20 protein-coding genes are annotated in these 21,625 nt (G+C 68.8%); 8 read left to right on the top strand and 12 right to left on the bottom strand.

All coding sequences use genetic code 11. The annotated features are described in order from the left end of the window. Nucleotides 1–29 precede the first annotated feature (29 nt). Entirely contained in the window at nucleotides 30–611 is a 582-nt protein-coding gene (gene purN / locus JOE67_RS12360) for a phosphoribosylglycinamide formyltransferase (RefSeq protein ID WP_204975847.1), read from the bottom strand. A gap of 4 nt (nucleotides 612–615) precedes the next feature. After that, on the bottom strand, nucleotides 616–1,884 hold the full coding sequence (locus tag JOE67_RS12355; RefSeq protein WP_204975846.1) for a cell division protein PerM: 1,269 nt from the start codon (nucleotides 1,882–1,884) through the stop codon (nucleotides 616–618). Between the two features lie 92 nt (nucleotides 1,885–1,976). On the opposite strand from JOE67_RS12355, the gene JOE67_RS12350 reads away from it, so the two are divergent. Continuing rightward, nucleotides 1,977–3,416, top strand: coding sequence for an NCS2 family permease (locus JOE67_RS12350; RefSeq protein ID WP_204975845.1), 1,440 nt, complete (start codon nucleotides 1,977–1,979; stop codon nucleotides 3,414–3,416). A 339-nt stretch (nucleotides 3,417–3,755) separates the two neighbouring features. Here the strand turns inward: JOE67_RS12350 and sucD are convergent, their stop codons facing one another. Together sucD and sucC are read right to left on the bottom strand one after the other, a co-directional pair. Beyond that, complete coding sequence (sucD, locus tag JOE67_RS12345) at nucleotides 3,756–4,658, bottom strand: succinate--CoA ligase subunit alpha (RefSeq protein ID WP_204975844.1); 903 nt, start codon at nucleotides 4,656–4,658, stop codon at nucleotides 3,756–3,758. Between the two features lie 18 nt (nucleotides 4,659–4,676). Further along, nucleotides 4,677–5,843, bottom strand: coding sequence for an ADP-forming succinate--CoA ligase subunit beta (sucC, locus tag JOE67_RS12340; protein WP_204975843.1), 1,167 nt, complete (start codon nucleotides 5,841–5,843; stop codon nucleotides 4,677–4,679). 131 nt (nucleotides 5,844–5,974) lie between these two features. Between sucC and JOE67_RS12335 the strand changes: the two genes are divergently transcribed. Further along, the gene (locus JOE67_RS12335; RefSeq protein ID WP_204975842.1) at nucleotides 5,975–6,634 is read left to right on the top strand and encodes a TetR/AcrR family transcriptional regulator; all 660 of its coding nucleotides are present in this window, start codon (nucleotides 5,975–5,977) and stop codon (nucleotides 6,632–6,634) included. 13 nt (nucleotides 6,635–6,647) lie between these two features. Here JOE67_RS12335 and JOE67_RS12330 read toward each other — a convergent pair whose 3' ends face one another. After that, entirely contained in the window at nucleotides 6,648–7,151 is a 504-nt protein-coding gene (locus tag JOE67_RS12330; RefSeq protein ID WP_204975841.1) for a hypothetical protein, read from the bottom strand. Nucleotides 7,152–7,216: 65 nt separating this feature from the next. On the opposite strand from JOE67_RS12330, the gene JOE67_RS12325 reads away from it, so the two are divergent. Both JOE67_RS12325 and JOE67_RS12320 read left to right on the top strand, forming a co-directional pair. Beyond that, entirely contained in the window at nucleotides 7,217–8,665 is a 1,449-nt protein-coding gene (locus JOE67_RS12325; RefSeq protein WP_204975840.1) for a phytoene desaturase family protein, read from the top strand. Nucleotides 8,666–8,689: 24 nt separating this feature from the next. Beyond that, nucleotides 8,690–9,724 (top strand): ATP-dependent DNA ligase, encoded by a 1,035-nt coding sequence (locus tag JOE67_RS12320; protein WP_204975839.1) that lies wholly within the window; start codon nucleotides 8,690–8,692, stop codon nucleotides 9,722–9,724. Nucleotides 9,725–9,738: 14 nt separating this feature from the next. Here JOE67_RS12320 and ligD read toward each other — a convergent pair whose 3' ends face one another. From ligD to JOE67_RS12300, 4 genes are all read right to left on the bottom strand, one after another. After that, a complete protein-coding gene (gene ligD / locus JOE67_RS12315) occupies nucleotides 9,739–10,800 on the bottom strand; it encodes a non-homologous end-joining DNA ligase (RefSeq protein ID WP_204975838.1) in 1,062 nt (353 codons plus the stop codon). Between the two features lie 162 nt (nucleotides 10,801–10,962). Continuing rightward, nucleotides 10,963–12,132: an SseB family protein gene (locus tag JOE67_RS12310; protein WP_204975837.1), complete on the bottom strand. Its 1,170-nt coding sequence runs from the start codon at nucleotides 12,130–12,132 to the stop codon at nucleotides 10,963–10,965. Between the two features lie 63 nt (nucleotides 12,133–12,195). Then, entirely contained in the window at nucleotides 12,196–14,676 is a 2,481-nt protein-coding gene (locus JOE67_RS12305; RefSeq protein WP_204975836.1) for an ATP-dependent helicase, read from the bottom strand. A gap of 61 nt (nucleotides 14,677–14,737) precedes the next feature. Continuing rightward, nucleotides 14,738–16,111, bottom strand: coding sequence for a pyridoxal phosphate-dependent decarboxylase family protein (locus JOE67_RS12300; protein ID WP_204975835.1), 1,374 nt, complete (start codon nucleotides 16,109–16,111; stop codon nucleotides 14,738–14,740). A 128-nt stretch (nucleotides 16,112–16,239) separates the two neighbouring features. On the opposite strand from JOE67_RS12300, the gene JOE67_RS12295 reads away from it, so the two are divergent. Beyond that, on the top strand, nucleotides 16,240–16,638 hold the full coding sequence (locus tag JOE67_RS12295; RefSeq protein WP_204975834.1) for a pyridoxamine 5'-phosphate oxidase family protein: 399 nt from the start codon (nucleotides 16,240–16,242) through the stop codon (nucleotides 16,636–16,638). 27 nt (nucleotides 16,639–16,665) lie between these two features. Here the strand turns inward: JOE67_RS12295 and JOE67_RS12290 are convergent, their stop codons facing one another. After that, nucleotides 16,666–17,685 carry an ABC transporter permease gene (locus JOE67_RS12290; RefSeq protein ID WP_204975833.1) on the bottom strand — a complete coding sequence of 340 codons (1,020 nt, stop codon included), beginning with the start codon at nucleotides 17,683–17,685 and terminating at the stop codon, nucleotides 16,666–16,668. Beyond that, the gene (locus JOE67_RS12285) at nucleotides 17,682–18,638 is read right to left on the bottom strand and encodes an ABC transporter ATP-binding protein (protein ID WP_204975832.1); all 957 of its coding nucleotides are present in this window, start codon (nucleotides 18,636–18,638) and stop codon (nucleotides 17,682–17,684) included. The genes JOE67_RS12290 and JOE67_RS12285 overlap by 4 nt, the downstream gene beginning before the upstream one ends. Before the next feature lie 53 nt (nucleotides 18,639–18,691). Here JOE67_RS12285 and JOE67_RS12280 point away from each other — a divergent pair, with 53 nt between their 5' ends. Then, a complete protein-coding gene (locus tag JOE67_RS12280) occupies nucleotides 18,692–19,084 on the top strand; it encodes a YccF domain-containing protein (RefSeq protein ID WP_204975831.1) in 393 nt (130 codons plus the stop codon). Nucleotides 19,085–19,093: 9 nt separating this feature from the next. Here JOE67_RS12280 and JOE67_RS12275 read toward each other — a convergent pair whose 3' ends face one another. Beyond that, complete coding sequence (locus tag JOE67_RS12275) at nucleotides 19,094–20,080, bottom strand: glycerophosphodiester phosphodiesterase family protein (protein ID WP_338041597.1); 987 nt, start codon at nucleotides 20,078–20,080, stop codon at nucleotides 19,094–19,096. An 87-nt stretch (nucleotides 20,081–20,167) separates the two neighbouring features. On the opposite strand from JOE67_RS12275, the gene JOE67_RS12270 reads away from it, so the two are divergent. Together JOE67_RS12270 and JOE67_RS12265 are read left to right on the top strand one after the other, a co-directional pair. Beyond that, nucleotides 20,168–21,097 (top strand): Bax inhibitor-1/YccA family protein, encoded by a 930-nt coding sequence (locus JOE67_RS12270; protein ID WP_204975829.1) that lies wholly within the window; start codon nucleotides 20,168–20,170, stop codon nucleotides 21,095–21,097. 176 nt (nucleotides 21,098–21,273) lie between these two features. Continuing rightward, nucleotides 21,274–21,543 (top strand): GlsB/YeaQ/YmgE family stress response membrane protein, encoded by a 270-nt coding sequence (locus JOE67_RS12265; RefSeq protein ID WP_099196557.1) that lies wholly within the window; start codon nucleotides 21,274–21,276, stop codon nucleotides 21,541–21,543. The last annotated feature ends 82 nt before the right edge of the window (nucleotides 21,544–21,625 follow it).

The raw sequence follows: 21,625 nt of genomic DNA, 5'->3' as shown, positions 1-21,625 counted from the left end.
GGTGCTCCTTCGTTCGGGCGAGGTGTATGTCAGCGGGAGAGGGGCAGCGCGCCTGTGGCGATGCGCTGCACTGCGTCGATGAGCAGTCGTCGTTCGACGGGTTTGATGCGGTCGTGCAGGGTCGACTCGGTGTCGTCGGGCAGCACCGGCACGCGTTCCTGCGCGAGGATCGGGCCGCTGTCGATGCCGTCGTCGACGACGATGACGCTCGCGCCGGTCTCGGTGACCCCCGCGGCGAGCGCGTCGCGCACGCCGTGTGCGCCGGGGAACTCGGGCAGGTACGCGGGGTGGGTGTTGATGATGTTCGGCGCGTAGCGCTCGACGACGGCCGGCGGCAGCAGGCGCATGAGGCCACTGAGCACGATGAGGTCGGGCTGCCAGGCATCCAGCTGCGCGGCGAGCTCGTGCCCCCATTCCTCACGACTGGCGTAGGCGGTGTAGGGCACGGTGAAGGTCGGGATGCCGAACTCCTCGGCGTGCGCGAGGCCTGCCGCGTCGCGGTCGGCGCCGACGGCGATGACCCGCGCGGGGAAGTCGGGGTGGCTCGCGGCCTCGAGCAGGGCTCGGAGGTTCGAGCCCGTACCGGAGATGAGAACGGCGAGCGTCAGCACCAGGTCAGTCTATCGGGGCTGTGAGCCCCGCCATCTCCTCGTTCCAACGGTCGGTGCGCTCTTCTGCGAGCTCGTCGCGATGCCTCGGCGCGAGCAGCAGGATGCCGGCGCCGATGAGCACCTCGATGCCCACCGCGAGCGCGAACGGGCCGACCGCCGGTCCCGCCTCGGCGAGCCGACCGGGGCCGATCGAGCCCGATGCGAGCACTGCGGCGAGCGCAGCGGCGCCTGCTGACAGCGCGGCGATGCCCACGGCGATCGCCGCCCGCGGGCCGTGACCCTCCGCCGTGCGCTCCCAGACCAGACGCGAGCGCACCATCCACCCGGCGACAGCGCCGCAGGCGATGGGAACGAGCACGCTGACCAGCATCCAGATCGACGCGTGCGCCGGCACCAGACCGAGCACCGGGATGCCGGGGATGACGCCGAGCTCTGTGCCGGCGGGCGACACAGACGTGCCCGTCCCGAGCGCGAACCCGGGGCCGGCCAGCCAGCTCGCGGCCCAGACGATCAGCGTCGGCAGGTACGCCAGGTGACCGAGGGTGAGCATGACGGCACCCAGCACGTCGACGTGCGCGGCCTCGTACAGCGCGACGACCTCGCCGCCTCGAAGCACCGTCATCACGGCGATGCCCGCAGCGGACGCCCCCGTCAGCGCGACCAAGACGACGGCGGCACCGCGGATGGCCTCACCCGGCACAGAGGACCACTCGCCCCACCCGTCGACCACGTCTCGCAGGCGGTCTATCGGACCGTCGTCGCCTTCCGACCAGGCGTGGGTGATCCCGCCGGCCAGGATGCCCGCGGCATACACCGTCGCGGGGATGATGATCGCCGCGACCAGCGGAGCCCGGAGCACGTCCGACGAGCCCGTCACGGCGACGCCGGCGCTCAGCACCGAGAACGCGACCGTGCCGCCGGCCGCGCCCGCCACCCAGCGGCCCGCCACGGCGGCGCGGCGACCAGAGCGCGCCGCGAACAGCAGCGTGAAGATCAGCAGCGCGAGGGGCGGAACCGAGAGGGCGAATCGCGCCGCTTCCTTCGAGATGCCGAGGCTCGACATCAGGGCATCCGGAAGCACGACCTCGAGGGGCACACCGTGCCCGAACTGCCACAGAGAGCCCGTCACGGGCCAGAGTGCGCCCCAATCGGCGTCGATCCCGAAGGCGAGAGCCCAGAGCAGGGTGAACGGCGCGAGCACGAGGGCGAGCCCGACGGCCGCCGCGATGGCGGCATCGAGGGAGGCGAGGAGCGCGACGATGAGGCGTTGCATGACGGATCGAGCCTACGTCGTGCACCGCCTTCGGACCCCCGGGGCACGCGCGCTCGCCGGAACCCGATAGATTCTCTGCGGAGGTCCCCCCGATGACTGATGCCCCTGCACGCACCGACGCCGAACCCCGCGGCGCAATCGACCGCTTCTTCGAGATCACCCGACGAGGTTCCACCTTCGCCGCCGAGATCCGCGGAGGTGTGGTCACTTTCGTGACGATGGCGTACATCGTCATCCTCAACCCGATCATCCTCTCCAGCGGCACCGACATAGACGGCTCGCAGCTCGACTTCGTTCAGCTGAGCGCCGTCACCGGGCTCACCGCCGCGGTCATGACGATCCTGATCGGCCTCGTCGCGCGTCTGCCCTTCGGCTTCGCCGCCGGTCTCGGCATCAACGCCTTCCTGGCGTTCTCGGTGGTCGGCGAGGTCACCTGGCCCGAGGCCATGGGTCTCGTGGTCATCAACGGCCTGATCATCGTGCTGCTCAGCGCGACCGGCCTGCGCCGCATGATCTTCGATGCCGTGCCCATGCAGCTCAAGATCGCCATCACGGTCGGCATCGGCCTGTTCATCGCGTTCATCGGCTTCGTCAACGCCGGTTTCGTGACGGCCGCCACCTCGCCGCCCGTCGCACTCGGAGTCGGCGGCTCGGTCGCCACCGTGCCCACGCTGATCTTCGTCGTGACCCTGCTCGTCACAGGCGTGCTCGTCGCGCGCCGCATCAAGGGCGGCATCCTCATCGGCTTGGTCACCGGCACCGTGCTGGCGGTCGTCGTCGAGGCCATCTGGCACATCGGAGCCAAGGGCGATGACAACCCCGGCGGCTGGGGCCTGTCGGTTCCCGCCCTGCCCGCGCAGCTCGTCAGCCTTCCCGATCTCTCGCTGGTCGGCCAGTTCGACCTGTTCGGAGCGTTCGGGCGCATCGGCGCCCTGGCCGCGCTCATGCTCGTCTTCACGCTGGTGTTCACGAACTTCTTCGACGCGATGGGCACCATGACCGGCCTGGCGAAGGAAGCGGATCTCGCCGACGAGCGCGGCAACTTCCCGCGCCTGAAGTCGGCGCTGATCGTCGAGGGCGTCGGTGCCGTCGCGGGCGGCGCGACCTCCGCCTCGTCGAACACCGTGTTCATCGAGTCCGGCGCCGGCATCGGCGAGGGAGCCCGCACCGGCTTCGCGAACATCATCACGGGCGGCCTCTTCCTCATCGCCATGTTCTTCACGCCGCTCGTGTCGATCGTGCCCACCGAGGTCGCGGCGGCTGCGCTCGTGATCGTCGGCGCGCTGATGATGAGCCAGATCCGCTTCATCGACCTGACCGATTTCTCCGCCCTGTTCGGCGTCTTCCTCACGGTGTCGGTCATGCCGATGACCTACTCGATCGCGAACGGCATCGGCGCGGGCTTCATCGGCTGGGTCGCCGCACGTGCGTTCTCCGGCAAGGCGAAGGAGATCAGCCCGCTGCTGTGGATCGTCACAGCCGGCTTCCTGATCTACTTCGCCCGCGGTCCCGTGGAGATGCTGCTCAGCTGACCCTGATCGTCACTTCTGAAGGACGATCGCGATTGTGAAGGATGCCCGACCCGGGTTCTTCCTTCAGAATCGCGATCGTCCTTTCTGCTGGGCTCAGGCGTGCGCGGCCGCGAACTCCGCGAGCGGCTCGAGGACGTCGAAGAGCACCCCGCCGGGTGCCTCGAACTCTGAAGGACATCTGGAATTCTGAAGGACTCTGTGCCGCACAGCATCCTTCAGAAATGCGGTCGTCCTTCAGAATGACCCGGTCCGCGCCCCCGGAGCGGGCATGACGAAGGCCCCGGGGTGGAGCCCGGGGCCTTCGTGTACGAGTCTAGCTCAGATCAGAGCCGGCTCAGATCAGAGAGCCTCGACGATCGCGCGCATCAGCTCAGCGGTCTCGCTGGGCGTCTTGCCCACCTTGACTCCGGCGGCCTCGAGGGCCTCCTTCTTGGCCTGAGCCGTGCCGGCCGAGCCTGAGACGATGGCACCGGCGTGGCCCATGGTCTTGCCCTCGGGAGCGGTGAAGCCGGCCACGTAGCCGACGACCGGCTTGGTGACGTTCGCCTTGATGTAGTCAGCCGCGCGCTCCTCGGCGTCGCCGCCGATCTCGCCGATCATGACGATGGCCTTGGTCTCGGGGTCGGCCTCGAACGCGGCGAGCGCGTCGATGTGCGTGGTTCCGATGACCGGGTCGCCGCCGATGCCGATGGCGGTCGAGAAGCCCAGGTCGCGCAGCTCGAACATCATCTGGTAGGTCAGGGTTCCCGACTTCGACACGAGGCCGATCGGTCCCTTGCCGGTGATGTTCGCCGGCGTGATGCCGACGAGCGCCTCACCGGGCGTGATGATGCCGGGGCAGTTCGGGCCGATGATGCGGGTCTTGTTGCCCTTCTCGGTGGCGTACGCCCATGCCTCGGCGCTGTCGCCGACGGGAACACCCTCGGTGATGACGACGAGCAGCGGGATCTCGGCGTCGATGGCCTCGACCATGGCGTCCTTGGTGAAGGCGCCGGGCACGAAGGCGATCGAGACGTCGGCACCGGTCTTCTCCATGGCCTCGGCGACCGAGCCGAAGACGGGGAGCTCGACGGCGTTGCCGTCCTTGTCGGTGTGGGCGACGGTGGTGCCGGCCTTGCGCGCGTTCACGCCGCCGACGATGTTGGTGCCCGCCTTGAGCATCAGTGCGGTGTGCTTGGTGCCCTCACCGCCGGTGATGCCCTGCACGATGACCTTGGAGTCCTTATTGATGAAGATCGACATGTCGTTGATTCCTTCGCGTCAGGCGTTCGCCAGCTCGGCGGCCTTGTCGGCGCCCTCGTCCATGGTTGCGGCGAGGGTGACGAGCGGGTGGTTGGCGGCGGCGAGGATCTCGCGACCCTCCTCGACCTGGTTGCCGTCGAGGCGCACGACGAGCGGCTTGGTGGCCGCGTCGCCGAGGATCTCGAGGGCCTTCACGATGCCGTCCGCGACGGCCACGCACGACGTGATGCCGCCGAAGACGTTCACGAACACGCTCTTGACCTGCTCGTCGCCGAGGATGACGTCGAGGCCAGCAGCCATGACGGTCGCTGATGCGCCGCCGCCGATGTCGAGGAAGTTGGCCGGCTTCACGCCGCCGTGCTTCTCACCGGCGTATGCGACGACGTCGAGTGTCGACATGACCAGACCAGCGCCGTTGCCGATGATGCCGACCTGGCCGTCGAGCTTGACGTAGTTCAGGCCGGATGCCTTCGCCTTGGCCTCGAGGGGGTTCTCGGAGTCCTTGTCTGCGAGGGCCTCGTGACCGGGGTGACGGATCTCGGATGCGTTCTCATCGAGGGTGACCTTGCCGTCGAGGGCGATGATCTCGCCGTCTTCGGTGCGGACCAGCGGGTTCACCTCGACGAGCGTGGCGTCCTCGCCCTTGTAGACCTCGTAGAGCTTCACGAAGACGTCGGAGACCTTCTCGACGAGGTCCTCGGGGAAGTTCGCGGCCTTGGCGATCTCGACCGCCTTCGCCTTGTCGATGCCGGTCAGCGGGTTGACCTCGATGCGGGCGAGCGCCTCGGGCTTCTCGACCGCGAGCTGCTCGATCTCCATGCCGCCCTCGACGCTGCACAGCGAGAGGTAGGAGCGGTTGGCGCGGTCGAGCAGCACCGAGAAGTAGAACTCCTCGGCGATGCGGGCGCCTGCGGCCACCATGACGCGCTTGACGATGTGGCCCTTGATGTCGAGCCCGAGGATCGCCTTCGCGGCCTCGTACGCCTCTTCGGGGTTCTTGGCGACCTTGACGCCGCCGGCCTTGCCGCGGCCACCGGTCTTGACCTGTGCCTTGACGACCACCACTCCACCGAGCTTCTCGGCCGCTGCCTTCACCTCCTCAGGGGTGTCGGCGACGATGCCGGCGAGAACCGGCACTCCGTAGGATTCGAAAAGGTCTCGTGCCTGGTACTCGTAGAGATCCACAGTGCAGTCCTTCGCTGGTTGCGGCGGGTGGGACGCGACAGTTCTGTCGGGTGTCGATTATCATTCGACCCGATTGCAAAGCCTACTACCGTGGACGGCCTCCCCCTGACCGCGGGTCTAGGCTCTCCCCTATGCAGCATCCGACTGAGCTCCGCACCGGCGTCGTCGCCGCCGCGATCGATCTGTTCGCAGAACAGGGGTTCGAGGCGACATCGGTCGAGCAGATCGCGAAGGCCGCGGGTGTATCGCGGTCGACCTTCTTCCGTCAGTTCGGCGGCAAGGAGGATGTCGTCTTCACCGACCACGAGGCGCTGCTCGACGAGCTGCGCACGTTCCTCGCCGAGCCGCACGACGACCCGTGGGCCGCCGTCTGCGAAGCATCCGAGCGCGTGTTCACCCACTTCGCCCGCGATCCCGAGCTCGCCCGCCGACGGTACGAGATCGTGCGCGACGTTCCCGTGCTGCGTGATCGCGAGATCGTGACGGTGTTCCGTTACGAGCGGCTGTTCGACCAGTACCTGCGCGACTCGCTGCCTGGCCTCGCCCCCATCGACGCGGTCGGCTTCTCTGCGCTGATCACGGCCGTGCACAATCACGTGCTGCGACAGCTGCTGCGAGGGCACAAGGTTCAGCTGAGCGTTCTGCAGAGCGCGCTCGACGACGTGCGCCGTCGCTACGGAGTGCTTCCGGATTCAGCGGAGGCCGCTGCGGACGACGTGGTGGTGGCGGTTTTCCCGCGGTCGATGCCGATCGCCGAGATCTCGCGCCGGGTGCAGGCTCAGCTCTCCTAAGCCCGCACGACGATCATTCGTCGCAGCCGCACTTGCCCGACGCGTTCTTCACCATGAAGCACACGTCGCACACGCCGTAGTCGCGCTCGGCGAGGTTGGTCGCCTTCGGCGCGCGCGGTTCGGGAGCGGGACGGGATGCCGCGGGCTTGCGCGCACCGGGCGCCGGGCGCTTCGCCGCCGAGACGCTGGGCAGTCCGCTGGGCTGATTGACGTAGAAGTACGGGGCACGCCCCTCGCTGGGCAGCAGCGGCAGCACGCGACCGCCGACGGTGATCTGCTCATCTTCCGCGAAGCCGTTGATGTACGTGCGGCCGATGTGCAGCGGCGCCTCGGGCGTGCGGCGGATGGCCTCGATGTACCGGCCGCGGTCGATGAAGCTGCTGATGCCGACGGCGTCGGTCACCGCTCCGATGAACTCGTGATTCTCGGCGGGGATGCGGTGCGCGCGCAGCGCTTCGGCCAGCGATCGATACGGTCGGGAGGTTCCTGCGGGGGTCGGACCCTGTACTTCGTTCATCACATCCATTCTCTCATCCGCAAGGCCCCCTGTCTGACGTCCCGGCGCGTGCGAGACTGGGGCGCATGGCACGGGCGACGGTGATCGGCAGCGGACCGAACGGGCTCGTCGCGGCGGTCTGCCTCGCGCGGGCGGGCTACCGGGTCGAGGTCGTCGAAGGAGCCGACACGGTCGGCGGCGGGGTCCGCACGGTGCCCGGCCCTCTGCCCGGGTTCATCTCCGACGTCTGCTCGGCCGTTCATCCCGCCGCGCTCAGCTCGCCGTTCTTCCGCGCGTTCGGCCTCGCCGAGCGGGTGGACTGGATCACGCCGGATATCTCCTACGCGCACCCGCTCGATGACGGGCGCGCGGCCATCGCCTGGCGCGACGTCGACCGCACGGCCCGCGAGCTGGGCGCCGACGAACGCGCCTGGCTCTCACTCGCGCGCCCGCTCGCGGAGAGCATCGACGGGGTCGTGGATTTCACAGGCAACGAGCTGTTCCGGATGCCCGAGCACCCGATCGCCGCCGCGCGCTACGCGCTGCGGATACTCGAGCAGGGCACGCCGTTCGCCCGCCTCACCCTGCGCACCGAGGAAGGCGCGGCGCTGCTGGCGGGGGTGATGGCGCACGCGAACAGCCGGATGCCTTCTCTGAGCTCCGCCGCCGCCGGCCTGCTGCTCGTCGCCCACGGTCACGCGGGCGGGTGGATGTACCCCCGAGGCGGTGCGCAGCGCATCGCCGATGCCATGATCGCCGACATCGAGGCGCACGGCGGAAACATCCGCTCGGGCGAGCGGATCGACGACCTGAGCAGCCTCGACTGGGGTGACCCGGCGCGCGGCGATCTGCTCGTCCTCAACACGTCGCCTCGGCTCGCGCTCACGCTTCCCGATGTGCCGTCCGGCTATGCCCGGGCCGTACGCGACTACCGCTACGGTGCCGCAGCCGCCAAGGTGGACTTCGCGCTCGACGGCCCGATCCCCTGGGCGAACCCGGTGGTCGCGCAGTCCCCCACCGTGCACATCGGAGGCACCCGCGACGAGGTGTGGGCCAGCGAGAACGCGGTCGCCCGCGGCACGGTCAGCGAGCATCCGTACGTGCTCGCCGTGCAGCCCTCGGTGCTCGACGACACACGCGCACCCGCGGGCAAGGCCGTGCTGTGGACGTACATCCACGTGCCCGCGGGATCGCAGATCGACGCCACCGAGCTCATCACCCGCCAGGTCGAGCGCTTCGCCCCTGGTTTCCGCGACCTCGTGCTCGCCAGCCATTCGGTGCCTGCATCGGCGCGCGAGATGCTCAACGCGAGCGAGATCGGCGGCGACGTGTTCGGCGGGGCGTTCACGATGCTGCAGGCCGCGAAGCGCCCGGTGCTCTCCCGCGCACCGTGGCGCACGCCCATGCAGGGGGTGTATCTGGCATCCGCCGCGACTCCCCCCGGGCCAGGGGTGAACGGCATGGCCGGATGGCACGCCGCCCGCACCGCTCTCCGCGACGCTCATCTTCCGCACACCCTCGACGACCTCTTCTGACGCGAACCGAGAGGACCCGCGCACATGTACGAGATCCCGGCTCCCATGCTCGCCAAGGCGGCGGCATCCATCCCCGACCCGTCCAGGAAGCCGATGCTCTACGAGCCGAAGTGGGACGGCTTCCGGGGCCTCGTCGCCTGGGACGGCGAGATGCTCGAGATCGGCTCCCGTGGAGCGAAACCACTCACCCGCTACTTCCCCGAACTGGTCGAGCAGCTCGCCGCGATCCTGCCAGGACCCTGTCTGCTCGACGGCGAGATCGTCGTCGCCACCGGGCCCGCCGGATCGCAGCGACTCGACTGGGAGGCGCTGAGCCAGCGCATCCATCCGGCGGCCTCCCGCGTTGCGAAGCTCGCCGCTGAGACCCCGGCGATGTTCATCGCCTTCGATCTTCTCGCGGAAGGCGATGAAGATCTGCAGCAGCATCCCTTCCGCGAGCGCCGGGCCCGGCTCGAGCGGATGCTGGCGGATGCCCCGCATCCGCTGCACCTCACCCGCACGACCGACGATCCCGCACTCGCTCAGCGCTGGCTCTCGGAGTTCGAGGGCGCCGGCCTCGACGGCGTCGTCGCGAAGCCGCTCGACGACCCGTATGCGCCGGGCAAGCGCACGCTGATCAAGATCAAGCACGCCCGCAGCGCCGACGTGGTCGCGCTCGGTTATCGCGTGCACAAGAGCGGCACCGGCGTCGGGTCGCTGCTGGTGGGCCTCTACGACGACGCGGGGAACCTGCGGCAGGTCGGCGGCGTCGCCGCATGGACCGACGCCATGCGCCGGCAGCTCGTCGACGACCTCGCTCCGCTCGTCGTGCGGGACGAGGCGGGCGATGCCGTGACCGGCGAGAGCGAGAGGTCTCGCTTCACCGGCTCGAAGGACATGACCTTCGTGAGGCTGCGCCCCGAGCGGGTTCTCGAGGTGCGCTACGACCAGCTCGAGGGCGACCGCTTCCGGCACACCGCGCAGTTCGACCGCTGGCGGCCGGATAGGGATGCCCGATCGTGCACCTACGACCAGCTCGAGACCGTCGCGGGTTACGACCTGGCCGACGTGCTGCAGTAGCTCGGACGACGGCGTCAGTCGTCGATCCGCTCGCCGTTCTCATCCCAGTTGCCGGCCACCTTCTTGCTGGGTTGCACGCGCGGCGGTTCACCGGGCATCTTGGGGAACTCCGGCGGGAACGGCAGCTCTCCGAGGCCGTTCTCGACGTCACGGTCCCACCATTCGAGCAGCGTGTCGATGCGCCCGGGCGAATCCTGCATGGGTGCCCACGGGTCGCCGATCTCGGCGAGGCGGGCGGGCACGGTGCGCACCGTGAACCGGGTCGGATCGATGTCGTCGAGCTCCTCCCAGTGGATGGGCGTCGAGACCGGCGCGTTGGGTTTCGCACGAGGGCTGTACGCACCGGCGATCGTGCGATCGCGGTTGGCCTGGTTGAAGTCGACGAAGATCCGCTCTCCTCGTTCCTCCTTCCACCAGCTGGTGGTGACGCGATCGGGCATCCGCCGCTCGAGCTCGCGTCCTGCGGCGATCACCGCGTGACGCACGGTGAGGAACTCCCACTCCGGCACGATCGGACTGAACACGTGCAGTCCGCGGTTGCCGCTGGTCTTGATGAACGGATCGAGGCCGGCCTCACGAAGCACCTGGCGCAGCTCGATCGCGGCCGGCACGGCCTGCTCGATGCCGGTGCCGGGTTGCGGATCGAGGTCGATGCGCAACTCGACCGGGTTGTCGGTGTTCGAGGCGAGGGATGCCCAGGGGTGGAACACCACGGTGTTCATCTGCACCGCCCAGACGATCGCGCTCGGGCGGGTGAGCACGATCTGCGGGTGGCGCCGCCCGCTGTTGTAGGTGCACATGACGGACTCGACGTAGTCGGGAGTGCCCTTGGGCGGATTCTTCGAGAAGAACTGCTCGCCCTCGATGCCGTCCCGGAAGCGCTCGAGCGATACCGGACGGTGGCCGGTGGATGTCAGAAACGCACCCGCCACCTGCTGCACGTAGTCCGCGTACTCGGCCTTGGTGATCCCCTTGCCGTCGTCCGTGGGCCAGACCACCTTGTTCGGGCTCGAGAGGTCGACGACGCGTTCGCCGTCGGGATCCTGCACGGTCAGCTTCACTCGTTGAGAGGCCATGCTCCGACCCTAGGGCGTGCGGCGCGCACAGCACAGGGGCTTGCGACCTGTTCGGTCGGAGGCCTCAGACCGAACGATCGTCGCACGGCGTGGCGCGCCACGACGTGCCGCTCGTGGAGCATCTGATCCGAGAACTCCGACAGGCAGGCTGCCGCGCGAGCATCACTCGTCGCCGATCTCGATTCCGAGCACCAGCACCGCGCTCAGTGCATCGCGCTCGATCGCGATCGACGGGCCGGCGATGTCGACCAGTACGCCCGCGATCTCGGAGTGCTCGCCGAGGATTCTCGCGAGCTGCTCGGGCTCGAACGGCACCGGCGAGTCCTTGCGACCGAGGGCGACGACCTCCAGCGGGTGCGAGAACACCTGCAGGAACCGCCGACCGTCGGTGGCGTGTGCCTCGGCGATGCCGACGGGCTGTCCGTTCGATCCGTCGTTGACGGCGACCCAGCAGCGCGTCTTGGCCAGCGCCTCGGCGACGCGCACCGCGCTCTGGTCGTCACGGGGAGCGGCGAGCGCCGTCTTGATCGCCATGTGCTCGTCGGCCTGCTCGATGGCCTTCTGCAGCAGCTCGGTGGGGAACACCGCCCGATGCGGCGCGGAGCCGTTGTCGACGATGATGCCGTTGAAGCCGCCGGCGATCACCTGCTGGTAGACCGAGGTCGTCGGCTGCGCGATGGCCGACATGGCTGCGGCGTCCTCAGCGCCCTGGAGCGAGTTCTGCAGCGCACGGCCCGAGCTGTAGGCGAGCATGAACGAGCGGTCGCCGTCGCGGATCACGCCGACCGACAGCGGCTTGCCCGAGCTGATCTGCTCGCGCGCATCGCCGTGCACCCGCAGATAGAGATGCCCCTGCAGCGACTGACGCAGCACGCCCAGCAGCTGCTCGTTCGTGGCGCCCTCCTGCAGCTCGGCCAGAGCCTCGCGCAGGAGGATGTTGTCGTTGAGCCCGTTGACGCTGTGCGTCTGCTCCGGCGGCATCGCCGGCGCGAGGGGCAGGCGGGGCACGGGCTGCTGATCTGCGGGCGCGCCCTGCTGCTCGCCGGGCAGACCCTGCGCCGAAGGAGACAGCGGTCTGCTCGGCGGTGCAGGCCGGGTGGCGGCGGCCTCCCCCTCCGCAGGCAGACTCACCTCGGGACCGGCTTCGGCACCCACGCCGCGGAACGCCTGCACAGAGATGCTCACATCGGGAACAGGCTCAGCCGCTGTCTCGGTCGCCGCTTCTTCCGGGGTCGCGGACTCGTCGGCGGTGACGGATGCGGTCTCTGCAGCGGATGCGTCTTCGGCGACCGGCTGGTCGACGGACTTCTTACGGCGTGAGAACAGGGCCATATGAGTCAGCCTAACCGCACGACACCGGCACGAGTCGACCGTGCCGCGCCGGCGGGCGCGTCGTCAGAGCTTCGTGATCGGCGCGATCTTGATCAGCAGCTTCTTCTGCCCCGCGGAGTCGAAGCGCACATGCGCGATGCGCTTCGCGCCCTCTCCTGTCACCGCCTCGACGCGCCCCTCACCGAAGTCATCATGGCGGATGCGGTCGCCGGCGGCGAGCTCGAGGTCGCCGTTGTCGCGCACCTTGCCGGTGACCTTGTTCGGGAAGCGGTCCATCGCGGTCGACAGCGGCTTGAGCGACTCGCTGCGGCCCAACGGCTGCGGGCTGAAGCGGTCGCGCCCCTGGCCCGAGCCGCTGGAGCCGCCGCCCCACCCGCCGGCTCGGCGGGCGTTGAGCGCACGCGACTGCATACCGCCACGCGAGTTCACATCGCCCGGAGACTGCCGCCAGTCGATGAGGTCGCCGGGGATCTCCTGCAGGAACCGGCTGGGCATCGCGACCGTGACCTCGCCGAACTGCGCCCTGGTCATGGCGAGCGAGAGGTGCAGCCGCTTGCGCGCCCTGGTGATGCCGACGTAGAACAGCCGGCGCTCCTCCTGAGGCCCGCCCGGCTCGCCCGCCGAGATGCGGTGCGGGATCAGGTCCTCCTCGACGCCCGTCACGAACACCGCGTCGTACTCGAGGCCCTTGGCCGTGTGCATGGTCATCATCGACACCGAGCCGGACTCGTCGTCGAGGTCATCGGCATCCGACACCAGCGCCACCTCGGTGAGGAAGTCGGCGATCGCGCCGTCGGGGTTGTTGCGCGCGAAGTCACGCGCGACGGCGACGAACTCGTCGAGGTTCTCGAGCCGCGCCTCGTCCTGCGGGTCGCGGCTGGCTCGCAGCATGTCGAAGTAGCCGCTCTTGTTGAGCAGCACCGTGAGCCCCTCTGCGACCGAGGTGGCCGGGGGCACTTCGCCCGACGACGGCGTGAGGATCTCAGCCGCCTCATTCAGCACCGCGTCGAGCTGGGTGATCGCGGCCTGGATCTTCGGTCCCACCCCCAGCAGCGGTGCGTTGCGGAGTGCATCGCGGAAGCTCAGCCCGTTCTCTTCCGCGAAACGTGCGATCGACGTCTCTGTCACGTCTCCGATGCCTCGGCGAGGCTTGTTGAGGATGCGGCGCACCGCCATCTCGTCGGCCGGGTTCGCCACGGCGACGAGGTAGGCGAGCGCGTCTTTGATCTCGGCGCGCTCGTAGAACTTCGTGCCGCCCATGATCTTGTACGGCACCGCCGCGCGGATGAAGATCTCCTCCAGCGCGCGCGACTGCGAGTTGGTGCGGTAGAACACGGCCATCTCGGAGTACGGGATGCCGGTGCGGCGCAGTGCCTCGACCTCGTCTGCGACGAACTGCGCCTCGTCGTGCTGCGAGTAGCCGGTGAAGCCGATGATCTTGTCGCCTGCGCCGCGGTCGCTCCACAGGTTCTTCGCCTTGCGGTCGAAGTTGTTGCCGATCACGGCGTTCGCCGCCGAGAGGATGTTCTGGGTGGAGCGGTAGTTCTGCTCCAGCAGCACGACCTTCGCCCCGGGGAAGTCGCGCTCGAACTCGCTGATGTTGCGGATGTCGGCACCGCGGAACGCGTAGATCGACTGGTCTGAGTCGCCGACCACCGTCAGCGACGCCCCCTCGAGACCGGTGTCGGATGCCGGTGCCGGGTCGGGCTCGAAGATCATCATGCCGTTCATCTCGAAGGCATCGCTCTGGGGTGCGGCGCCCGAGACGGGACGGGTCAGCTCGTGGATGAGCGCGTACTGCGCGTGGTTGGTGTCCTGGTACTCGTCGACGAGGATGTGCCTGAAGCGGCGGCGGTAGACGTCGGCGACGTGCGGGAACGCGCGGAACAGGTAGACGGTCTGCCCGATGAGGTCGTCGAAGTCGAAGGCGTTCGCCTTCTGCAGCGCCCGCTGGTAGTCGGTGAAGATGTCGGCGAACTTGCGCTCCGCAGGGTCGCTGAGGTTGGCCTGGCGCGCGAAGCCCTCGGCATCCGTCAGCTCGTTCTTGAGCTTGGAGATGCGCGATTGCACCGAGCCAGGGGTGAGGCCGAAGGCGTCTGCCTCGTGATCCTTCACCAGCCGCTTGAGCAGCGCGCGGGAATCGCCCGAGTCGTAGATCGTGAACGACTTCGTGAACCCGAACTGCTCGGCCTCGCGCCGCAGGATGCGCACGCACGCCGAATGGAAGGTCGAGATCCACATGCCGCGCGACACGTCGCCGACCAGGCCGGCGACGCGCTCGCGCATCTCGGCCGCTGCCTTGTTCGTGAACGTGATCGCGAGGATCTGGCTGGGCCACGCCTCGCGCTGACGCAGCAGAAGCGCGATCCGGCGGGTGAGCACGCTGGTCTTGCCCGAGCCTGCGCCGGCGACGATGAGCAGCGCGCTGCCGCGGTGCGTGACGGCCTCGAGCTGCTGCGGGTTGAGGCCTGCGAGCAGCTCGTCGCGCCCGTCGGAGGAACGGGGGCCGGAGGGTGCGGGGACGATGAGAGGGGCGTCGGTCATGGCCCTTCGAGTCTAGGCGCGACGACCGACACCGGCCTCCCGGCGACGGTGCGCTGAGGCATCACCCCATGGTGTCGAGGATGGCCACCAGCTCGTCGAACGTCGTCAGCGGATTGAGGATCGCGAAGCGGGTGTTCGGGCGCCCGGCGTGCGAACTCGGCACGACGAACGCGTGCTGCGCGTCGAGCAGATCGGCAGACCAGCGGTCGTAGTCCGCGCGGCTCCATCCGTCGCGTTCGAAGACCACGACTGAGAGCTGCGGATCGCGCACGAGCGTGAATCCGTCGCGGCGGTCGATCTCCTCGGCGATGCGGTGCGTCAGCGCGATGGTCGCCGACACGGCCTGCCGGTACGCCTCCACCCCGTAGGTGGCCAGCGAGAACCACAGCGGCAGTCCTCGGGGGCGCCGCGTGAGCTGGATGGAGTAGTCGGACGGGCTGAAGTCCTCGGTGTCGGTGAGGGTGTCGAGATACTCGGCGTGCTGCGTATGCGCGCGGCGTCCGCCGTCGGGGTCTCGATAGATCAGAGCGCAGCAGTCGAACGGGGCGAAGAGCCACTTGTGCGGGTCGACGATCAGTGAGTCGGCGCGCTCGACACCGGCGAAGATCGGCTTCGCCTCGGGAGCCAGCGCCGCGGTGAGCCCGTACGCGCCGTCGATGTGCAGCCAGAAGTCGAACTCGTCCTTCAGGGCGGCGATCCCCGCGATGTCGTCGACGATGCCGAAATTCGTCGATCCGGCCGTGGCCACCACGGCGCACACGGCGTCGCCGTGCTCTTCGAGGGCCGCTCGCACGGCATCCGCGCGCAGCACGCCATCGGCTCCCGCCGGGACCGCCACCACCTCGGCGTCCATCACCTTCGCCGCCGACTTGTTCGACGAGTGCGCCTCGATGCTGCAGACGATCTTCCAGCGCGCGGGTGCGGGGCGTCCGGCTGCGACGAGCTTCTCGCGTGCGGTCTCGCGCGCCGCGACGAGCGCCGAGAGGTTGCCGATCGTGCCGCCCTGGACGAACACTCCCCCTGCGGTGTCCGGCAGACCGAACTCGCCGGCGAGGAAGGAGAGCACCTCGTTCTCGGCGTGCACCGCCCCCGCGCCCTCGAGCCAGCTGCCGCCGTACAGGCCGGATGCCGAGACGACCAGGTCGAAGGCCATGGCCGCGATGGTCGGAGCGGTGGGGATGAACGACAGGTAGAGCGGGTGGCTCGTGGTGAGGCAGGCGGGGGCGAGGATGTGCTCGAACACGCTGAGCGCGCGCTGCGCGCCGAGACCATCGTCGGTGATGGTGCGACCGGCGAGGCGACGCAGCTCGGCCGGCGATTGCGGCTTGTCGAGGGGAACGTCGTCAGACAGCATCCGTCGGCGCGAGTAGTCGAGCACGGAGTCGACGATGGCCCTCGACTCCGGCGAGGCGGCGTGCATGCGCACCGCATCCATGGGCGGTCCTTTCGACGCTGAAGAGAACGGCCGGGGTGCAGCCGCCGATACACGTTACATCCATCGGGCAGGTGCCCGACATCCGGCCGGGAGGTACTCTCTTAGCTACCGGAAGGGTGGGTGTCGACATGATCACGCAGCTTGACGAGCAGGAGTGCCTCGAGCTCCTGCGCACGACGACCGTGGGGCGGATCGGGTTCGTGCAGGAGGGCCGGGTGCTCATCATCCCGGTCAACTTCCTTCTCGACGACCGCAGCATCGTGATCCGCACCGCGCCCGACGGGCCGCTCAGCACCCTGGCATCGAGCCGGGTGCTCGTGGCCTTCGAGATCGACCATCACGACAACCTCGCGGCCTCCGGGTGGAGCGTGCTGCTCAACGGCGAGGTCGACACCATCACGGAAGAGCACCTCGCATCACTTCCGGGAGCCTCGAGCCGCCTGCCGTGGGCGGAGGGCGACCGGTCGCTGCTGCTGCGCCTGACGCCGACGACGATCTCCGGGCGCCGGGTGCGGCGGATGCGCTGAGAAGCGTCTCTCCCGTCTCGGTCTCGGTCAGGCGATGCGGGTGCCCGGTGGCAGGCGACGCGCCGGAGTCCGCGTGCGCGACCAGCCGCCGGCGAACAGGCCGCCCGCGATCACGAGCTGGATGCCGAGGCCGACGAACCAGCTGGGCACGGTGTCTCGCATCTGCTCCTCGGGCGAGGGCTGCGCGTCGTATCCGCCGTCGCAGATGTCCCAGCGCTCAAAGCCCGGGGCCTTCTGCGCCATCCGCACGCCGTACCTGATCTGACCGAACATGTCGCGAGGGTAGCCGTCTGCGTCGAACTCGCTCGGTGTCGCGTCGGCCATGACCACGAACGGGTTGGCGGCGAGGAAGCCCCACACGTAGTCGTACCTCGGCTGCTCGTAGGTGTACTCCTCCCACGAGTCGCACACCGGCTCGCCCGATTCGTCCCAACCGCGCTCGTAGTGGGTGACCGGGGTCCGAACGGCCGCTCCCCCGAGCCCGAACGCGATCAGAGTGCCGATCACCAGTGCAGCGACCACGAGGTAGGCGGCGGCGATCGAGAACAGGGGCCTGGCGATGAGCCCGCTCAGCCCGACCCCCATCGCGGCGACGATGATGATCTCGAGCAGCAGCACGAGCAGCGAGACGAGGAACATCCCCGGTGTCACGCCCCCGCCGAACACCCCCACGGCCAGGAACGGCACGGCGATGAGCAGGAACGCGCAGCCGGTCGCGACTGCGGCAAGCAGCTTGCCGAGCATGATGTCACCCGTGGTCGCCGCGGTCACCTGGATCGGAGCGAGGGTCGCGGCGTCGCGATCTCCGTTGATCGCGTTCCCGCTCAGCGTCGGCGACACGAGCACGACCAGCAGCAGCACGAAGTTGACGATGATCGAGAACACGCCTGCGCCGGGCAGGTCGTTGCTCGAGAACACGAGGAACGACAGTGCCGTGATGCCCAGCATCAGCACTGTGAAGATGCCGAGAAGCACGTACCAGCCCACGCTGCGCAGCCGCTGCGTCAGCTCGAGCCGCGCGATGGTGAGGATGCGCGCGCCGCTCATGCCGCACCTCCTTCCTGAGGCGCCGCAGGCGGCGCCGGGTGCCCGGATGGCGGATTCGGATGCCTGAGCGCCAGGAACGACGCCTCGAGCGCGCTCTGCGCCGGCGCGTACTCGATCACGGGCAGTCCGGCGTTCACGAGGCCGCGCAGCGCCTCGACGGCGGCGGCCTCGTCGGCCACCACCAGCAGCGCGTCGCCCCGGTCGACTCCGACCAGCTCGCGCGACATGCCCAGGGCGTCCGCCACCGCCGCCGGAGCATCAGGCGCGGCGAGCCGCACGCGGTAGGTGCGGGTGGCAGGGGCTGCCGCGCCCGCGACGACCGATCCCGCCACGAGGAACACGGTGTCGTCGACGACCTCTTCCAGCTCCGACAGCACATGGCTGGAGATGAGTATCGTGGTCCCCTGAGCGGCGAGATCGCGCAGCAGGATGCGCAGCTGCACCCGAGCCTCGGGATCGAGCCCCGACGCCGGCTCGTCGAGCAGCAGCACGCGCGGCCGGTGCACCAGCGCGCGGGCAAGCCCCAGCTTCTGCTTCTGCCCGCGCGACAGCACCCGTGCCGGTGACGCGGCATGGTCGGCCAGGCCCACCAGTTCCAGCAGCTGATCGGCTCGCATCCTGGCATCCGTCATCGACATGTCATGCAGCCTGGCGGTCGTCACGATGCTCTCGCGTGCCGTCAGAGACGGCCACGCTCCTAGGGCGTCGGGCATCCAGCCCAGCATCCGCCGCACCGCGGCCGGATCCTCGACGGGATCGACCCCCTCGATGCTGATGCGCCCGGCGTCCGGCGCGAGCAGCGATGCCAGCATCAGCAGCAACGTCGTCTTCCCCGCCCCGTTCGGGCCCACCAAGCCCGTGATCCGGCCCGGCGTCGCGTGGAATGTGGCATCGACCACCGCATCCACCGACCCGAACGACCGCTTGACCCCCTGCGCGACCACTCCGCTCATGCCCCGAGCCTACTCATGGCCTGAACCGAGGGCGGAGATGACAGAATCGGGCCATGCGCACGATCCTCAACATCATCTGGGTCATCTTCGCCGGATTCTGGCTGTTCATCGGGTACATCGTCGCGGGCATCGTGCTCTGCATCCCGATCATCACGATCCCTTGGGCGATCGCGTCGTTCCGCATCGCGGGGTATTCGCTGTGGCCCTTCGGGCGCCAGGTCGTCGACAAGTCGACCGCCGGCCTCGGGTCGGCTCTCGGCAACGTCGTGTGGGTGATCCTCGCCGGCTGGTGGCTCGCGCTCGGGCACATCTTCTCGGGTATCGCGCTGTGCATCACCATCATCGGCATCCCGATGGGGATCGCCGATTTCAAGCTCGTTCCCGTCTCACTCATGCCGCTCGGCAAAGAGATCGTTCCGAGCCGCAGCGGGGCGTTCAGGGCCTGAAGGGCCGGATCACTCGCCGAAGAACGACACGCCCAGATCAGGGTGATCGACGAAGACGCCGTCTACGCCGGTGTCGGCGATCTCGCGCCATTCGGATTCGTAGTCGCCGAACGCGGCCTTGCCCCCGCCTGCGCGGAAGCGCGAGTCGAGGAAGCCGTTCTCGGGCCGGCACGTCCAGGTGAACACCCGCAGGCCCCGCGCGTGCGCGTCGGCGACGATCGTGTTGCCGGGCGCCAGCAGCATCTTCTTGCTCACGCTGATGCCGTCGAGCGTGCCGGCTAGCCGGTCGAGCCCCTCGGGAGTCACGGCTGACGCATAGTCCGGCGCGTCGCGACCGAGGGAGGTGACCAGATCGAACGGCTTGCCGGTCGACTCGATCAGGTACACGAACGATGCCGCGATGCCCGTCTTCTGCAGCCGGTGCAGGATGGTCGACTCGAACGCCTCGACGATCAGCGGCAGCTCTCCGTCCGCCCAGCCGCCCGCGCGCAGGTCGCGCTCGATGAGCGGAGCGAGGTCGAGGCCGATGCTCTCGAAGTAGGTCGCGTGCTTGATCTCGAGCACGATGCCGATCTCGCGGCCGTGCTCCTCGGAGCCGGCGCGCACGAGGTCGAGCAGATCGGGCAGCCGCAGGATCGGCTGCCCGTCGTCGAACGTGGCGCTGGAGAGACGGATCTTCGGCAGCCGCTCACGGGTGCGCAGGGTCGACAGCTCGTCCCAGGTGAAGTCCTCGGTGAACCACCCGGTCAGCGAGACGCCGTCGATGCGCTTCGTCGTGCGACGGTCGGCGAACTCCGGGTGGGCCGCGACATCGGTGGTTCCGGAGATCTCGTTCTCATGGCGCAGCACGAGTACGCCGTCCTTGGTCGCGACGATGTCGGGCTCGACGGCATCCACCCCCATCGCGAGGGCGAGCTCGTACGATGAACGGCTGTGTTCGGGCCGGTAGCCGGGGGCTCCGCGGTGTCCGATGACGAGCGGTGTTCTCCTGGGCACGCTCACAGCGTAAAGCACCCATTGCATAGGTTCTCGCGGGTATCTTTGAGGAAAGAGTTGACCGATCCCTCGGGAGTAGAGGCCACCATGAGCAACTTCGCATTCAACAACCCGGCGTTCCAGCAGCAGGATCCGCGCAACGTCGCGACCTACCCCGGTTCGTCGCAGGGCACGTACGCCCCGCCGCCCGCGCCGGGTGCCGCGGCCGGAACCGCGTCGTTCCAGCACGCGGGCATGGATGCCGCCGCCAACGCGCAGCTGGAGGGCATGTACAGCGCTCCCCCCGCCGGCGCGATCGAGACCGACCGCATGACGGTCGAGGACACGATCTGGAAGACGGCCGGGCTCTTCGGCATCCTCCTCGTCACCGCCGTCCTCGGCTGGGTGTGGACCGCCTCGAGCTTCATGAACACCGGTCGCGCCGAGATGACCCCGTGGATCGTCGGCGCGCTCGGCGGCTTCGTGCTCGCCATGATCATCACCTTCACCTCGCGCAAGAAGGTGCGTCCGGCCCTGATCTGGACCTACGCGGCGTTCGAAGGCCTCTTCGTGGGAGCCATCTCGGCGTTCTTCGAGATCGTCTGGCCCGGTGTCGTCATCCAGGCGACCCTCGCGACCATCGCCGTCGTCGGCGTGACCCTCGCCCTCTTCGCGAGCGGCAAGGTGCGGGCGAGCGCCAAGATGACCAAGATCGTGATGATCGCGATGTTCGGCTACATGGCCTTCTCGGTGCTGAACCTCATCCTCATGTGGACCGGCGTGCTCCCCGGCGACCAGGCGTTCGGCCTGTACAGCGCCGAGATCGCGGGCATCCCGCTCGGCCTCATCATCGGTGTCCTCGTCGTCTTCATGGCCGCCTACTCGCTGGTCATGGACTTCGACCAGATCCAGCAGGGCGTGCGCAACGGCGCTCCCCGCAAGTACGGCTGGCTCGGCGCATTCGGCATCATGGTCACCGTCGTGTGGCTGTACGTCGAGATCCTGCGCATCCTCGCCATTCTTCGCGGAAACGACTGATCACACAGCATTTGAGAACGGGCCGCCCTCTTCGGAGGGCGGCCCGTTCCGCATACGCGGGTGCTTTTAGCGCATTGTGGTCGTTGACACAAGGGTATGCCGCATTCTCGCGGGGATCGGGCAGGGTTGAGGCATCCGGGAAAACCCCGGGTATCACTCACAGATCGGAGACTCTCATGGGCTTCCTCGCCTTTCTCCTCCTCGGACTCATCGCCGGCGCCATCGCGAAGCTGATCCTTCCGGGCAAGCAGGGCGGCGGCTGGATCGTCACCCTCCTGCTCGGCGTGGTCGGCGCTCTGCTCGGCGGCTGGCTGGGCAGCGTGCTCTTCAACGCTCCTCTTGAGGAGTTCTGGAGCCTGCAGACCTGGCTGCTCGCCATCGGCGGTTCGATCATCGTTCTGCTGATCTACGGCCTCGTCGTCGGTCGCGGAAGCCGCCGCGCCTGACACCATCGCTCGCCTGATCCAGGCCCGCGACTCGCGGCCGCTGCCTTCGCCTTGGCAGCGGCCGCGACTGCGTGTGCGGGTG

Source organism: Microbacterium esteraromaticum (genome assembly GCF_016907315.1).
GTDB lineage: Bacteria > Actinomycetota > Actinomycetes > Actinomycetales > Microbacteriaceae > Microbacterium > Microbacterium esteraromaticum.
This window is presented reverse-complemented; position numbering and strand designations above follow the sequence as displayed.